Raw genomic sequence first — 15,742 nt, forward strand, 5'->3', positions numbered from 1 at the left:
TCAATATTTTATATTATTTTCTATCCAATCTAAAATTTCTTGTTTTGGATTATTTTGCTTTATTCCTACTTTTATATCTAATTGTTCACCATCTTTAAATAAAATCAAAGTTGGTATACTTTTTATTCCAAGTTTGCTAGGTGTTTCGGAATCATCTACTATATTCATTTTAAGTACTTTTACTTTGTTCTCTAGCTCTTTACTTACTTCCTCTATTATTGGGGTTAACATTCTGCACGGACCGCACCACTCAGCCCAAAAATCTACTAATACAGGTAAATCTGATTTTAGTACTTCCTCTTCAAAAGATTTATCTGTTACATTGCTTGCCATATATCCTCTATATTTTTTATAAGTAAAATTATAAATTACCAAATTATACTTGTAAATAATGAAAATTTTTATTTTTTATTTATTGTACTTATTTTTTTATTATAATATATCCGCATTATTAAAGCAGCTGTTTCTTCTATTGATTTTGTTGATACATCTATTACTGGCCAGTTTCTTAGTTCACAAATTTTTTTAACTTCTAAACATTCTTTTTGTACTATATTAAAATCTGTATAATTTCTATTTTCATTAATTTGTAGCAAATTCAGCCTAGTTTCTCTTATTTCTATTAATCTATTTGGATTAATTACAAGCCCTACTACCAATTGATCTATATCTTTTTCTATAAAATCAGGGAACGGGCAATTATAAACATAAGGAATATTTGCCGTCTTTAGCCCATTATATGCTAAAAATACAGAAGTAGGGGTCTTAGAAGTTCTAGATGGACCTATTAACACAATATCCGCAAACTGTAACTCATTAAGCAGCTGTCCATCATCATGTCTTATAGCATAATCAATAGCATTAAGAGTATCAAAATAAGTTTTATCGAATTTATAATTATAATTTTGCTCTTTTTCTATCTCAATTCCTGAAAAAACTGACATTTCTTTGATAATTTTACCTATTACCGAAATACAAGGAATTTTTAATTCATAACAAAATTTTGTCAGAGTCTTCCTTAGTTCTTGATCCGCAATTGTATATAATACAATACCATGCTTTGACTCTATCTTACTCAATACTTCTTTTAATAATTCTGAATTTCTAATCATTGGCCAATGATATAATTTTGGTTTTAAAGAAGTAAATTGAGCAAGAGCAGAATGAGCTGCACTCTTTGCAGTTTGAACAGAAGAGTCTGAAACTAGGTGAATAATCAGCTTTGTCAGGAGTTTCGCACTTAGCAAAGTTGCGAATCAGTTAAAAGCCATCTGATATTGTTTTGAATTGATGTTTTTATAACTTCCCAAGTTTGTTGATATAAAGTAATGTTTTCATTTATCCTCCTTTTATCCATATCAAGCCAGGCAAATACTGCAAGGCAAATATGATTTCTTTGAGCTCGGCCCGTGCGTGCCTGACAGCGTTCAATACCACAAGTTTGTTTTAATTCTCGATGATAAACCTCTATAGACCAACGTGCCTTAACAATTTTCTCTATTTGCTCACGTGTGGGATTTTCCAAGTTCGTTGTTATGTAATCAATGCGACCATTCTTTGCCACAAACTTAAATACCGTAACCCAACCGTATCCACGTAGGTGAATTTTTAGCCCCTCATCGGGTATCTCTAAACTTTCCAAGCTAACATTATGATTAACTTTTCTATTTTTCCTTAGGGTGGTAACCCATAGCCAGCCTAAATTACGTATATGTTTTAAATTCTCCAACCCGCTATACCAAGCATCCATGACTATGGCATCAGGATTGAGACCTCTTGCTTTAGCTAAAGTAAGCATATCACAAAAATGCTCATTCTTTGTTTTACCATCAGTGTCTTTATCATATATTCTATAATCTACGGGAGTAGATTGAGCAATTTTAGTATTGTAATGTAGTAAGTTTACCATTCCTATACCAGGTATAACATCATGTACAGCTCCAGAATATTGATAACGTACAAGCTCAATCTTCTGACTGTATTGCTTTGATAATAAGGTGTCATCCCCCACTAATAAACACGGTGCTTCCCAATCTATATATTTTGACACTTCCTTATAGATTTCGCTAGGACGAAAATCCTTACTCTTTAACCATCGACTTGCACTATCGTGAGATAGATCTACTGGACTCACTTCAGATAATGCCTTGCTAGTATATCTGACACTACTTGCTTGTAAAAATGATTTATATAAGTCCTTGCTACATTTTGTTCTTGTCATTTTTATCTAAAACTATTTTTCTCTAGATTAACATACTTTTTGCTAAGTGCGAAACTCCTGTTTGTCATATTTTACACATACTAATGTGGATAAAAGTTTTGATAACTTATTATTTTTCTTATTAAAAATTTTTTAAAAATATCCAAAATCCTTATTAAATCAAGTAAATCTTGTATTGTTCACTTTAAACAAACAGTTTGTGGATAAAATTGTGAATAAGTAACATTTTTCTTTGAAAATATCACCTTTTCTAAGTAATAAAGAGCTATTACACTTAGTTATCCACTTATAAAAACTTAACTCAAATTTATGTGAATAATTATTAAAATTACTTATTTTATAGGAATATTTTTTATATATATTTTGTTGATAACTATGTAGAAAACATTTAATCTACATAATTCTACTTACATATACAACAAATAAAGAATATATTATACTTATTTATTAGTAATAACATGACATTAATTTCCAGTCCTATTGAAAGATTAGATAACAAACCTCCAATTTGGCTAATGCGACAAGCTGGTAGATATTTGCCTGAATATATGACAGTAAGAAAAGAAGTGAAAAATTTTTTAGAATTTTGTTATGATGTAGATAAGGCAACAGAAGTAACACTCCAACCGATAAAACGTTTTGGCTTTGATGCAGCGATAATTTTTTCTGATATATTAGTATTGCCTCATGCTCTTGGTTGGGAAGTAGATTTTAAAGAAAATATTGGACCGGTACTAAAGCAATTTAAATTAAAAGAAGATTTTAAATATTTACAAGATAATTCAAATGATAAATTAGAAAAAGTATATGAAATAGTAAAAAAAGTAAGGAAAGAATTACCTGAATCTACTTCTCTAATAGGTTTCGCAGGTAGTCCTTGGACAGTAATGACTTACATGTTAGAAGGAAAAGGTAAACAAGACTTTAGAGTTAGCAAAAAATTTATTTATGAAAATGAAGAATTAGCAAAAGAATTAATTAATTTTATTACAGAAAAAACAATTTATCATCTTATAAATCAAATAAAATCAGGTGCAAATATAATAAAAATCTTTGATTCATGGGCTGGTATTTTACCAGAAGAAGAATTTAAAAAATTTGTAATAGAACCAACGAAGAAAATAATAAAGAGTATAAAGGGAGCTTTTCCTGATATTCCTATTATTACTTTTCCTAAAGGTGCAGGGCTTTTATATGAAAAATTTTTAGAAGAAGTACCAATGGATGTTTTAGCTATTGACCCATTAATACCGCTTGAGAAAATGAAATTGTGGAGTAATAAAGTAACAGTGCAGGGTAATTTAGATCCGGTAATATTGCTTACTAATAAAAAAATAATAAAAGAAAAAATCCATAAAATTTTATCAATAATGGAAAATAAGAATTTTATTTTTAATTTAGGACATGGTATTTTACCGGAAACACCGCCAGAAAATGTAGAATTTTTAGTAGAATGCATTAGGGAATATGAATATAAATAAAAAAAAAATAGCAATAGTGCTTTTTAATTTAGGAGGTCCAGATAGTCTTAAATCAGTGAAGCCATTCTTATTTAATTTGTTTTATGATAAAGCTATTATTAATCTACCTAACCCATTACGCTATATTATTGCTAAATTAATATCTACAACGAGAGAAAAGAAATCTCAAAAAATATATTCTCTAATAGGGGGTAAATCGCCTTTACTTGAAGAAACAGAAAAACAAAAATTAGCATTGGCAGAAAATTTAAAACAAGCTAACAATGAAGATTTTAATATTTTTATAAATATGCGTTATGCTTCGCCGCAAATAGAAGAAACCATAAAGCAAATAAAAGAATATAATCCTACAGAGGTGATATTATTACCCTTATATCCACAATTCTCAACAACAACTACAGGTTCATCGGTAAAGAATTTTTTAAGTAACTTTGATTTTAATATTCCGGTTAAAGTTGTTTGTTGTTATCCAGTAGAAGAAAATTTTATAAAAGCTCATACTGCTTTAATAAAAGAAAAAATATTTGATAAAAACTCTAGAGTATTATTTTCAGCTCATGGTTTGCCTCAAAAAATAATAGATGCAGGAGATCCATATAGTTTTCAAGTAGAAGAAACAGTAAAAGCAGTAGTTAAAGAGTTAAATATAAAAGATCTAGATTATAAAGTAACTTATCAAAGTAGAGTAGGACCTGTAGAATGGTTAAAGCCAAATACAGAAGATGAAATAGAAATAGCAGGGAAGCAAAATAAAAATATAATAATTGTGCCTATAGCTTTCGTTTCTGAACACGTAGAAACACTAGTTGAGCTCGATATTGAATATAAATTAATTGCAGATAAGTATAAAATAAAATATAATAGAACCCCAACGCTTAGTACAAATAAAATTTTTATTAAAAGTTTGACAAGTATTTTATTAAAATTTATTAATAAAAAAGAGGGTGATTTTTTAGTAGCTAGTAGTAATAGTGAAAGAATATGTCCTGATAAATTTAGTAAATGTTTGTGCTTTACCTCATTCCCGCCTACGCGGGAATCCAGTAAATAAAAAATTATAAAAACAAGGATAGAAAATGGCAAATTACTACCTATGGTTTAAATCAATTCATCTAATTTCTGCGATATGCTGGATGGCTGGATTGTTATATTTACCACGGATATATGTTTATCATACTAAGGTCAAAGTAGGTAATGAAACAGATAAAACTTTCCAAATAATGGAGTTAAAGCTCCTTAGATTCATCATGAATCCCGCAATGATTAGCACCTTTATATTTGGTTTAATAAATGCTTATATTTATGGATTTGCTGCCCTTGATACTTGGTTTCATGTTAAGATGTTTGCAGTATTAATTTTAGTAATATTTCATGGCTTACTTGCAAGATGGCGAAAAGATTTTGCCATTGGCAAGAATGTTCATTCAGAAAAATTTTACCGCATAGTAAATGAAATTCCTGCCATTTGCATGATTGTTGCGGTTATTATGGTTATAGTAAAACCTTTTGACTAATATAGTAATGGTAAACTGATTTGAACGCATGTAGCACGTTGTTTTCTTAGTCTCTTATCTTTTTAAAAAATTCTTTCATTAATAAGGCAGAATCTTCAGCAAAAATTCCGCTATATATCTCTGGTCTATGAAAGCAGGCTTTGCTGTTAAAATATCTCAAACTGCTCTCAACTGCTCCATGTTTTGAATCAGAAGCACCATAAAATAAACGTTTTAATCTATTATGAGCGATAGCTGCCGCACACATAGCACAAGGTTCTAGAGTAACGTAAATATCATAATCGCTTAAATTTTTGGAAGATATAATTCTGCATGCTTCATTAATTGCAATAATTTCAGCATGATAAAGAGCATTATTTTTTTCTTCTGTGTTGTTATAACTTTTAGATATAATTTTCTGATTTTCTCTATCAACAATAACTGCTCCAACCGGCACTTCGTTTTTACTAAAAGCAATTTCTGCTTGTTTTAAGGCTTCTCGCATGAAAAAATTATCAAAATTCATCTAACAATATATTCACGATAATTGACATGCTCTTCCACCCCATAAGGATCTTGGTGGATTATTATTTCAGAGTCAGGGAATTCTTGTAATATATCAAAGGCAATTTCATCGCTAATTTCATGAGCATTATAAAGCGACATATTGCCATCCATTTCTAAGTGGCATTGTATAAAAGCTTTTTGGGCGGCATATCTAGTTTTCATTTCATGTATACCTTTCACGCCACGATGCTTGTTAATTATTGCAATAATTTTTTGTCTGTCTTGTTCTGGTAATTCGTGATCAACTAAATTTTTAAAAGCTTTTTTGAATAGGGAATAAGAAGTATGAAATATATATAATGCAATAACCACCCCAAATAAAGGATCAACAAACCAAAAACGATCACTTAAATTTAAAGAGATAATTACTATAACATTAGTAAGTAAATCGGTAAAATAATGTAGCTTATCAGCTTTAATTATATCTGATTTAGTTTTTTTTATTACATAGGTTTGATAAAGCACTAAGATAATTGTTAAAAATATACATATGTACATTATCATCGTACCATCGCTAATATTTTCTGGTTTAGTTTTTTCAAACAAGGATTTGATAGAGGAAAAACCGACAAAAAAAGCTGATGCAAAGAAAAATATTGATTGAGAGAAAAGTGTTAAATCCTGCATTTTTTCATGCCCAAATCTGTGATGATAATCTGGTGGTTGCAATGCAAATCTTAAAGCTATTAAATTTATAAAAGAAGAAGTTATGTCAAGCATTGAGTCAATCAAAGAAGCAAGTATTGATTGCGAATCAGTCACAAACCAAGCATATATTTTTACGCTTAGAATAATTAATGCTGTAGTAACTGATAAGTAAGATGCCGATTTTATTAATAAATTCCGACTATTAATGTCCATAAATAATATTTCTAATTCCTTTTAGTAGTTTAACAAAGAAAATATAAAATTCAATTAGAATTAGGTTTATACTTTACAAAATTCCAAAAACCGTATAATTAGTTATATATGGTACTTATAATAATGAGAAATCATATGAAAATAATATCTAAAATTATAGTTATATTACTTGCGGCTTCAATGTTGCAAGCATGCCAAGGTCCGGGCGGCATGAATAAGCAAGGTAGTGGTACGCTAATTGGCGGAACAGCCGGTGCATTACTAGGTTCTCAATTTGGTGGTGGTACAGGACGACTTGCTGCAGTAGGAGCAGGTGCATTACTTGGTGCAATCCTTGGTAACCAAATTGGTGCAGGTATGGATGAACAAGATAGAAAACTTGCAGAGCTTACCTCCCAAAGAGCTTTAGAAGCTGCACCAAGTGGTAGCAGTGTACAATGGCGTAATCCTGATAATGGTAATTATGGTACTGTAACACCAAGCAAAGCTTATAAAAACAATACCGGTCAATATTGCCGTGAATATACCCAAACAGTTGTAGTAGGTGGAAAACAACAAAAAGCTTATGGCAGTGCCTGCCGTCAACCTGATGGACAATGGCAAGTTGTTAATTGATTATTGAAGCGTCATTGATGTCATCCCGTGGACAAGCCACGGGATGACAATGCTTTATTTAACCGCATAGCGAAAATCTAGGGAGCTTGCTCCCTAGATGGATAGCGTTATAATATAAGCGTTGGCATATTATAATTTAGTAGAATGGAATTGAGGCGTAATAGTCATCATGTTTTTAGAATAATGTATCACTTTGTGTGGATACCAAAATCAACTAAACGCAATGGATAAAATTGAAAAAGAAACAAAGCAGTTTGGCTTTGTTGCATAAATAAGCTTTTGAATATACTGCCCCTAACCCCGCAATGCTAGCCTAGCCAACAGGCACAGAGATAGGTTTACCAATTTCAAACATTTTGTTTAATAAGTGGCATTTAATAGACATTTCTTTTGTCATATTTTGATCATGTCTTGATAGAAACTTACTACCAAAAGAAGTTTTAAATCGAAAGAACGTGTTCTCTACACGCTCCCTTCTACCATAATTATTCTTTACCCTCCATGCTTGGTATCCTTTGTTTTGTTGATATATATAGCTAACGCGGAAAGGTTTTTACCATAGTTTTTGTATTTACTCACATATTCACCAGATCTCAATCCTATTAAACATTGCTGGACTAACTTTAAAAACTGTTTACGTAAAATTATTGATCAATGCCTAAGTTTTTCCTAATCTGTGGTAGAAACATTTCCGTGTTAGCTATAACAGCTGCATCTCTCTCAGTTTTATCCCTAAGCGATTGAACTTTTACTGAAGAGTTTGGGGGTCTAATAACTGGTTTTATCTTCTTCTTTCTCAACAATTGATATGTAGATTCACCGTCATACCCTCGATCTCCCAGAAAATCCTTGGCTCTGACATTAGCTATTAGTAGTCCAATCTGTGATCTATCATCTATAGTATGCTCTGTGGTACTATCGGCAAGTATCATACCTTGATCTTCTATAACGATATGTAGCTTTTTCCATATGCGACGCTTATATTGCTTACCATGCTTATTTTCTAGCCATTCGTTCCCTGTGTAGGCTTGTATCCCTGTACTATCCATTGAAATACAACTAAATTCTTTATCTTGATTTCCATGTAAATACCTAAGATCTAATGACTTCATACGCTTACTTAATGTTGTATAGTCTGGACATCTAATAGATAAACCCGATATTTCAAAGAGCCAGTTTATAAAGCCTTGGGTTTGGCGTAACTTAAGACCGAATAAGCATCTGATCTTCAAACACTGTAATATAGCGTGATCACTATAGCGTCTAGGTCTTCCTCGTTTCATTTCCTCTCTGTAATCAGCATACCAGCCAATCGCCAAATCACTGGCAATCATAAAATCTATGCGACCCCTATTGCGTAAAAAATTATTATATTCTGACCAATTCGTTATTTTATATTTAGAATACTTGCGTGATTTACTAAAAGGGGCTTTCTTCCGAGATCTCATATAATCTGGATTATTTTTTAATTCAGGACATCTTACCAGATTATCACCACTCTTGCTCTACAAATTTTATTTATGCAACAAAGCCGGCCGTGATAAAAGCACTATATGTTATGAACTCAAGAGAATGAGGCATAATTATAGACCAGATAGGGCTAACACACTTGCTTGCAGTTTAAGGCAAGGTAAGAGAAAAAGAAAATTAGATATTGATAATAATTTACGAGCAGAAATAATAAAGCAGTTAACACAGGGTATTTCACCAGATATAATTTCAGGTAGACGTAAACTATCACGAGATACTGTCAATATTTCTACAGAGAGTATATACCAGTTTATTTATACATCTCCTATAGCACAAAGGCAAAAATTATATTTATCTTTAGCAAGAAAAAGGAAAAATAGGTTGCATCATGGTACAAGAATCAGAAACAAAAGAATTACAATACCAAATCGAGTTTCCATTACTGAAAGACCAGAGATAAATAGAAAGATAGCAGCAATAGGTCATTTAGAAGGTGATTTAACTTTTAACAAAGGTAATCAAAGTCGTAATATAGGCGCTCTTGTGGATATCAGAACACAAAAAGTGTTTCTCACTTTAAACCGTTCAAAAAGAACACAAGATGTGATTGGTAACATGAATAAAAAACTTAAACAATTGTCGCATATAATCAAAAGCATAACGTTAGATAATGGCAAAGAATTTACCAATCATGAACAACTATTGCCAAAATCTGAACGAAAAGTATATTTTTGCAATCCTTATTCTCCATGGCAAAAACCATTGATAGAGAAGATTAACTCAATGGTGCACAGAGTATACTCTAAATCTTTAGATATAAAAAAATTAACAATAAAGCAATTACAAGAAATTGAGGATTTTTTAAATAATTTACCAAGAAAAGTGCTCGGTTATAAAACACCCAATGAGGTATGGGAAGAAAATATAAATCTGGCTTAATTAATCTCTCAGGGTTTAATTCCCCGAAGCTCTGCTTCGTGATATCATAAGAAACAACTAAAACTTTTTTAGATACCTCGTAGCTCTGCTGCGAGGAGCATCATTACTGGAATTTACCATTAAAAATATAGGTAACAGAAATGCAAATAGAGAAGAATAAAAAAATAAATGAAGCAATAGATTTGCTGATAGAAGGCGGAGTAGATTTAAAAACAGTACTAAGTCAGAATGGATTAATTAAGGAATTAACCAAGGGTATTTTAGAGCGAGCACTGCATGCTGAGATGTCAGAACATTTAGGTTATAGCAAGTATGATAGAGCTGAAACTGAGAATGCGAGGAATGGTAGTTTTAGTAAGAATCTGATTAGTGAGAATGGTACTATAGAGATAAATGTTCCAAGAGACAGACAAGGTAAATTTGAACCTATAATAGTCTCAAAGAAACAAACAAGAATAGATGGCTTAGACCAAAAGATAATATCCTTATATGCGAAGGGTATGAGTGTGTCTGATATTAAAACACAATTGCAAGAATTATATGGAGCTGAGATCAGTGAGAGCCTAATCAGCAGGATTACAGATGAAGTAATAGATGAGGTCAAGATTTGGCAGAGTAGACCTCTTGAATCAGTATACCCTATAGTATATTTTGACTGTTTAGTAGTGAAAGTAAGACAAGATAAACTTATTATTAATAAATCAGTATATGTAGCTTTAGGAATAGATTTATCTGGCAGAAAGGATATTTTAGGCTTATGGATAAGTGAGAATGAAGGAGCTAAATTTTGGCTTGGTAATTTTACTGAAATGAAGAATCGAGGAGTAAAAGATATCTTAATTGCTTGTAGTGATAATCTAACTGGTATGTCTGATGCTATTGCATCAGTATATCCGAAAACTGAACATCAAATTTGTATTGTCCATCAGATCAGGAATAGCCTCAAATATGTATCATATAAAGATAGAAAGCAATTAGCAGCGGATTTGAAACTAATCTATACTTCTGCTACTGAAAAAGAAGCAGAATTAGCTCTTGAGTCATTTGATCAAAAATGGAGTAAGCAATATCCGCATATAGCTAAATCTTGGTATAATAATTGGGATAATTTGATAATTTTCTTGCAATATCCAAAGGAGATTCGTAAGATCATTTACACTACAAATGCGATAGAATCGCTGAATAGCCAATTGAGAAAAGTTACTAAGAATAAACGCATCTTTCCAAATGATGACGCAGTATTTAAAGTTTTATATCTGACAATTGATTATATTACCAAAAAATGGTCTATGCCTATCCCCAATTGGAATGAAGCTATGGCTCATTTTATGATCAAATTTGATGGTAGAATTTAATGGTTCACGAAATTTACACAATTGATGAGACAGAGCCGTAATTGAAGATAAAGAATTAGTAGGGGAGGGGTAATCTATATTGTATAAGGTGTCATATCAAATCTTGACTTCTACAGAAATGAACACAGTTATTTGTACAGATCCTAGAGCTAGGTGATGATAACAATACAAATTAATATTATATTAATATCTTAATAAAAAATTAACTATCTTACTATAGATTTGTTTTTTTGTGTTAATTTTTGTTGTTGTTTTGCTACTTGACGCTTTACTATCTGATTTAATTCCTCACGTCGTTTTTTATAATTGTATGGAATTATGCCGTCTATTTTTGGATCTGTATTTTCATCGATGAAAACAGAATTATTGTATGAGCGTTTTGTTTGCATATGTTATTCCGAATAATTTTTTCAAAAAAATGATGATAAAAGGAGTTTTACTTTTTGTTTAAAAAGAATATCTGTAAAGAACAGAAATTTAAGATTTTTTAAGTTTAGAGAATTTGTTAGTTTTTGTAGGCACTTCTTCTTTAGTAACTAAGCTAGCATTCGTCCCATCTAAGTTAAAACGCTGAGCACCTTCAATAAGAAGTTTTTTATATCTGTAATCAGAGCAATATCTTCTAAAGAATCTCTTGATTTGTTGTTTTGAGAAATTATCTTTCTCGTACTCTATAACTTCCTTGCTTATACCTATAGCAAGTGGTTTTGCTGGGATAGAAAAGCATAGAACCTGAATTCTGGATTAGCTAATTTTGAGATATAGCAGGTTTGTTAGGTTTCATAGAGTATGCAATTAGGGCGGATAAGATATGTACAAAGGCATTCCAAATTGATCTATGTCTTGTATGTTCGATCTCGAAAGAACCCTTCAGCACACTAAATACTGTTTCGATAATCGAGCGTTTGCGTAATAATATTTTTTCAAATAATGGCATAAGTTTATTCTTCATTTTCTTCTTTATGCCAGTTACTAACTTGAGTCCTTGACTGTATAGATCATCAAAAAGCTCTTGTTTGATATAACCCTTATCGCCAAACAATAATCCCGTGATATGTTTGGTTATTGTCGAAACCGGTGCTCTATCATCTACATTACCAGGCGTTAGTTTTAGACCTTGAATTTCACCTTTTTCGTTAATAAGCAAATGTAACTTTAGACCAAAAAACCAACTTTTTGTTGTTTTACCCAAAGCAGCAATACCAGCAAATACTTTATTACGAGAGATTCTTTTTGGATGACACACTGCTAAAGATGTGGGCTTTGTTGCATAAATAAGATTTGTAGAGCAAGAGTGGTGATAATCTGGTAAGATGTCCTGAATTAAAAATAATCCAGATTATATGAGATCTCGGAAGAAAGCCCCTTTTAGTAAATCACGCAAGTATTCTAAATATAAAATAACGAATTGGTCAGAATATAATAATTTTTTACGCAATAGGGGTCGCATAGATTTTATGATTGCCAGTGATTTGGCGATTGGCTGGTATGCTGATTACAGAGAGGAAATGAAACGAGGAAGACCTAGACGCTATAGTGATCACGCTATATTACAGTGTTTGAAGATCAGATGCTTATTCGGTCTTAAGTTACGCCAAACCCAAGGCTTTATAAACTGGCTCTTTGAAATATCGGGTTTATCTATTAGATGTCCAGACTATACAACATTATAGCTAACGCGGAAAGGTTTTTACCATAGTTTTTGTATTTACTCACATATTCACCAGATCTAAATCCTATTAAACATTGCTGGACTAACTTTAAAAACTGTTTACGTAAAATTATTGATCAATGCCTAAGTTTTTCCTAATCTGTGGTAGAAACATTTCCGTGTTAGCTATAAGTAAGCGTATGAAGTCATTAGATCTTAGGTATTTACATGGAAATCAAGATAAAGAATTTAGTTGTATTTCAATGGATAGTACAGGGATACAAGCCTACACAGGGAACGAATGGCTAGAAAATAAGCATGGTAAGCAATATAAGCGTCGCATATGGAAAAAGCTACATATCGTTATAGAAGATCAAGGTATGATACTTGCCGATAGTACCACAGAGCATACTATAGATGATAGATCACAGATTGGACTACTAATAGCTAATGTCAGAGCCAAGGATTTTCTGGGAGATCGAGGGTATGACGGTGAATCTACATATCAATTGTTGAGAAAGAAGGGCTTTGTTGCATAAATAAGCTTTTGAATATACTGCCCCTAACCCCGCAATGCTAGCCTAGCCAACAGGCACAGAGATAGGTTTACCAATTTCAAACATTTTGTTTAATAAGTGGCATTTAATAGACATTTCTTTTGTCATATTTTGATCATGTCTTGATAGAAACTTACTACCAAAAGAAGTTTTAAATCGAAAGAACGTGTTCTCTACACGCTCCCTTCTACCATAATTATTCTTTACCCTCCATGCTTGGTATCCTTTGTTTTGTTGATATATAACAGCTGCATCTCTCTCAGTTTTATCCCTAAGCGATTGAACTTTTACTGAAGAGTTTGGGGGTCTAATAACTGGTTTTATCTTCTTCTTTCTCAACAATTGATATGTAGATTCACCGTCATACCCTCGATCTCCCGGCTTTGTTGCATAAATAAGCTTTTGAATATACTGCCCCTAACCCCGCAATGCTAGCCTAGCCAACAGGCACAGAGATAGGTTTACCAATTTCAAACATTTTGTTTAATAAGTGGCATTTAATAGACATTTCTTTTGTCATATTTTGATCATGTCTTGATAGAAACTTACTACCAAAAGAACAGGAGTTTCGCACTTAGCAAATAATATGCTAATCTAGAGAAAAATAGTTTTAGATAAAAATGACAAGATCAAAATGTAGCAAAGATTTATATAAATCATTCTTACAAGCAAGTAGTGTAAGATATACTAGCAAAGCATTATCTGAAGTAAGTCCATTAGATCTATCGCACGATAGTGCAAGTCGATGGTTAAAGAGTAAGGATTTTCGCCCTAGCGAAATCTATAGCAAAGTGTCAAAATATATTGATCTGGAAGATCCTTGTTTATTAGTGGGAGATGACACCTTATTGTCAAAGCAATACAGTAAGAGGATCGAGCTTGTAAATTATCAATATTCTGGGGCTGTACATGATGTTATACCTGGTATAGGAATGGTAAACTTACTGCATTACAATACTCAAATTGATCAATCTACTCCTGTAGATTATAGAATATATGATAAAGAAACTGATGGTAAAACAAAGAACGAGCATTTTCGTGATATGCTTACTTTAGCTAAAGAAAGAGGTATCAAGCCTGATGCTATAGTTATGGATGCTTGGTATAGTGGTTTGGATAATTTAAAACATATACGTAATTTAGGTTGGATATGGGTTACCAACCTAAGAAAAAATAGAAAAGTTAATCGTAATGTTAGCTTGGAAACTTTAGAGATTCCCGATGAAGGGCTAAAAATTCACCTACGTGGATACGGTTGGGTTACGGTATTTAAGTTTGTGGCAAAAAATGGTCGCATTGATTACATAACAACTAATTTAGAGAATCCTACACGTGAGCAAATAGAGAAAATTGTTAAGGCGCGTTGGTCTATAGAAGTTTATCATCGAGAATTGAAACAAACTTGTGGTATTGAATGCTGTCAGGCACGCACGGGTCGAGCTCAAAGAAATCATATTTGCCTTGCTGTATTGGCCTGGCTTGATATGAACAAAAGGAGGATAAATGAAAACATTACTTTATATCAACAAACTTGGGAAGTTATAAAAACATCAATTCAGAACAACATTAAATGGCTTCTAACTAATACACAATTTTGCTAAGTGCGAAACTCCTGAAGAAGTTTTAAATCGAAAGAACGTGTTCTCTACACGCTCCCTTCTACCATAATTATTCTTTACCCTCCATGCTTGGTATCCTTTGTTTTGTTGATATATAACAGCTGCATCTCTCTCAGTTTTATCCCTAAGCGATTGAACTTTTACTGAAGAGTTTGGGGGTCTAATAACTGGTTTTATCTTCTTCTTTCTCAACAATTGATATGTAGATTCACCGTCATACCCTCGATCTCCCAGAAAATCCTTGGCTCTGACATTAGCTATTAGTAGTCCAATCTGTGATCTATCATCTATAGTATGCTCTGTGGTACTATCGGCAAGTATCATACCTTGATCTTCTATAACGATATGTAGCTTTTTCCATATGCGACGCTTATATTGCTTACCATGCTTATTTTCTAGCCATTCGTTCCCTGTGTAGGCTTGTATCCCTGTACTATCCATTGAAATACAACTAAATTCTTTATCTTGATTTCCATGTAAATACCTAAGATCTAATGACTTCATACGCTTACTTAATGTTGTATAGTCTGGACATCTAATAGATAAACCCGATATTTCAAAGAGCCAGTTTATAAAGCCTTGGGTTTGGCGTAACTTAAGACCGAATAAGCATCTGATCTTCAAACACTGTAATATAGCGTGATCACTATAGCGTCTAGGTCTTCCTCGTTTCATTTCCTCTCTGTAATCAGCATACCAGCCAATCGCCAAATCACTGGCAATCATAAAATCTATGCGACCCCTATTGCGTAAAAAATTATTATATTCTGACCAATTCGTTATTTTATATTTAGAATACTTGCGTGATTTACTAAAAGGGGCTTTCTTCCGAGATCTCATATAATCTGGATTATTTTTAATTCAGGACATCTTACCAGATTATCACCACTCTTGCTCTACAAATCTTATTTAT

General features: G+C 32.1%; 20 protein-coding genes and 1 pseudogene. 9 read left to right on the top strand and 12 right to left on the bottom strand.

Annotation, left to right across the window (positions count from 1 at the left end):
- The 3 genes and pseudogenes from trxA to AAHI98_RS00275 form a co-directional block, all read right to left on the bottom strand.
- Positions 1–333, bottom strand: a complete 333-nt coding sequence (gene trxA, locus AAHI98_RS00265) for a thioredoxin (protein WP_342224674.1) — start codon at positions 331–333, stop codon at positions 1–3.
- 75 nt (positions 334–408) lie between these two features.
- Positions 409–1,229: pseudogene (locus tag AAHI98_RS00270) on the bottom strand (pyruvate, water dikinase regulatory protein).
- An 11-nt stretch (positions 1,230–1,240) separates the two neighbouring features.
- Complete coding sequence (locus AAHI98_RS00275) at positions 1,241–2,221, bottom strand: IS701 family transposase (protein ID WP_342224675.1); 981 nt, start codon at positions 2,219–2,221, stop codon at positions 1,241–1,243.
- A 458-nt stretch (positions 2,222–2,679) separates the two neighbouring features.
- Between AAHI98_RS00275 and hemE the strand changes: the two genes are divergently transcribed.
- Genes hemE through hemJ form a run of 3 tightly spaced genes read left to right on the top strand, consistent with a single transcriptional unit; the run spans position 2,680 to position 5,216 of the window.
- Positions 2,680–3,702, top strand: a complete 1,023-nt coding sequence (hemE, locus tag AAHI98_RS00280) for a uroporphyrinogen decarboxylase (protein WP_342224676.1) — start codon at positions 2,680–2,682, stop codon at positions 3,700–3,702.
- Positions 3,689–4,753 carry a ferrochelatase gene (hemH, locus tag AAHI98_RS00285; RefSeq protein WP_342224677.1) on the top strand — a complete coding sequence of 355 codons (1,065 nt, stop codon included), beginning with the start codon at positions 3,689–3,691 and terminating at the stop codon, positions 4,751–4,753. Before hemE ends, hemH begins: the two co-directional genes overlap by 14 nt.
- Before the next feature lie 25 nt (positions 4,754–4,778).
- Positions 4,779–5,216, top strand: coding sequence for a protoporphyrinogen oxidase HemJ (gene hemJ, locus AAHI98_RS00290; protein ID WP_342224678.1), 438 nt, complete (start codon positions 4,779–4,781; stop codon positions 5,214–5,216).
- 46 nt (positions 5,217–5,262) lie between these two features.
- On the opposite strand, the gene AAHI98_RS00295 is transcribed toward hemJ, so the two are convergent.
- Both AAHI98_RS00295 and AAHI98_RS00300 read right to left on the bottom strand, forming a co-directional pair.
- Positions 5,263–5,721 (bottom strand): nucleoside deaminase, encoded by a 459-nt coding sequence (locus AAHI98_RS00295; RefSeq protein WP_342224679.1) that lies wholly within the window; start codon positions 5,719–5,721, stop codon positions 5,263–5,265.
- Complete coding sequence (locus AAHI98_RS00300) at positions 5,718–6,623, bottom strand: cation diffusion facilitator family transporter (RefSeq protein WP_342224680.1); 906 nt, start codon at positions 6,621–6,623, stop codon at positions 5,718–5,720. The genes AAHI98_RS00295 and AAHI98_RS00300 overlap by 4 nt, the downstream gene beginning before the upstream one ends.
- A gap of 135 nt (positions 6,624–6,758) precedes the next feature.
- Between AAHI98_RS00300 and AAHI98_RS00305 the strand changes: the two genes are divergently transcribed.
- Positions 6,759–7,238 carry an RT0821/Lpp0805 family surface protein gene (locus tag AAHI98_RS00305; RefSeq protein ID WP_342224681.1) on the top strand — a complete coding sequence of 160 codons (480 nt, stop codon included), beginning with the start codon at positions 6,759–6,761 and terminating at the stop codon, positions 7,236–7,238.
- 644 nt (positions 7,239–7,882) lie between these two features.
- Here AAHI98_RS00305 and AAHI98_RS00310 read toward each other — a convergent pair.
- Positions 7,883–8,686: an IS5 family transposase gene (locus AAHI98_RS00310; RefSeq protein WP_342224682.1), complete on the bottom strand. Its 804-nt coding sequence runs from the start codon at positions 8,684–8,686 to the stop codon at positions 7,883–7,885.
- Between the two features lie 52 nt (positions 8,687–8,738).
- On the opposite strand from AAHI98_RS00310, the gene AAHI98_RS00315 reads away from it, so the two are divergent.
- Together AAHI98_RS00315 and AAHI98_RS00320 are read left to right on the top strand one after the other, a co-directional pair.
- On the top strand, positions 8,739–9,647 hold the full coding sequence (locus tag AAHI98_RS00315; RefSeq protein WP_342224683.1) for an IS30 family transposase: 909 nt from the start codon (positions 8,739–8,741) through the stop codon (positions 9,645–9,647).
- Between the two features lie 140 nt (positions 9,648–9,787).
- Positions 9,788–11,002, top strand: a complete 1,215-nt coding sequence (locus tag AAHI98_RS00320; RefSeq protein WP_342224684.1) for an IS256 family transposase — start codon at positions 9,788–9,790, stop codon at positions 11,000–11,002.
- 206 nt (positions 11,003–11,208) lie between these two features.
- Here the strand turns inward: AAHI98_RS00320 and AAHI98_RS00325 are convergent, their stop codons facing one another.
- From AAHI98_RS00325 to AAHI98_RS00335, 3 genes are all read right to left on the bottom strand, one after another.
- Positions 11,209–11,391, bottom strand: a complete 183-nt coding sequence (locus tag AAHI98_RS00325) for a hypothetical protein (protein WP_342224685.1) — start codon at positions 11,389–11,391, stop codon at positions 11,209–11,211.
- 88 nt (positions 11,392–11,479) lie between these two features.
- Positions 11,480–11,740 carry a ProQ/FINO family protein gene (locus tag AAHI98_RS00330; protein WP_342224802.1) on the bottom strand — a complete coding sequence of 87 codons (261 nt, stop codon included), beginning with the start codon at positions 11,738–11,740 and terminating at the stop codon, positions 11,480–11,482.
- Positions 11,741–11,750: 10 nt separating this feature from the next.
- A complete protein-coding gene (locus tag AAHI98_RS00335; protein ID WP_458693687.1) occupies positions 11,751–12,317 on the bottom strand; it encodes an IS982 family transposase in 567 nt (188 codons plus the stop codon).
- Between the two features lie 28 nt (positions 12,318–12,345).
- Here AAHI98_RS00335 and AAHI98_RS00340 point away from each other — a divergent pair, with 28 nt between their 5' ends.
- Together AAHI98_RS00340 and AAHI98_RS00345 are read left to right on the top strand one after the other, a co-directional pair.
- A complete protein-coding gene (locus AAHI98_RS00340; protein WP_342224686.1) occupies positions 12,346–12,675 on the top strand; it encodes a transposase in 330 nt (109 codons plus the stop codon).
- 118 nt (positions 12,676–12,793) lie between these two features.
- The gene (locus AAHI98_RS00345) at positions 12,794–13,192 is read left to right on the top strand and encodes a transposase (RefSeq protein ID WP_342224687.1); all 399 of its coding nucleotides are present in this window, start codon (positions 12,794–12,796) and stop codon (positions 13,190–13,192) included.
- Positions 13,193–13,234: 42 nt separating this feature from the next.
- Here AAHI98_RS00345 and AAHI98_RS00350 read toward each other — a convergent pair whose 3' ends face one another.
- Positions 13,235–13,618: a transposase gene (locus tag AAHI98_RS00350; RefSeq protein WP_342224803.1), complete on the bottom strand. Its 384-nt coding sequence runs from the start codon at positions 13,616–13,618 to the stop codon at positions 13,235–13,237.
- Positions 13,619–13,646: 28 nt separating this feature from the next.
- On the bottom strand, positions 13,647–13,784 hold the full coding sequence (locus AAHI98_RS00355; protein ID WP_342224688.1) for a hypothetical protein: 138 nt from the start codon (positions 13,782–13,784) through the stop codon (positions 13,647–13,649).
- A 46-nt stretch (positions 13,785–13,830) separates the two neighbouring features.
- On the opposite strand from AAHI98_RS00355, the gene AAHI98_RS00360 reads away from it, so the two are divergent.
- Complete coding sequence (locus AAHI98_RS00360; protein WP_342224689.1) at positions 13,831–14,811, top strand: IS701 family transposase; 981 nt, start codon at positions 13,831–13,833, stop codon at positions 14,809–14,811.
- On the opposite strand, the gene AAHI98_RS00365 is transcribed toward AAHI98_RS00360, so the two are convergent.
- Positions 14,788–15,669, bottom strand: coding sequence for an IS5 family transposase (locus AAHI98_RS00365; RefSeq protein WP_342224690.1), 882 nt, complete (start codon positions 15,667–15,669; stop codon positions 14,788–14,790). The two genes, AAHI98_RS00360 and AAHI98_RS00365, sit on opposite strands and share 24 nt — an antisense overlap.
- Positions 15,670–15,742: the final 73 nt, after the last annotated feature.

Origin of the sequence: Rickettsia endosymbiont of Urophora cardui, from assembly GCF_964030725.1 — a bacterium.
Classification (GTDB): domain Bacteria; phylum Pseudomonadota; class Alphaproteobacteria; order Rickettsiales; family Rickettsiaceae; genus Rickettsia.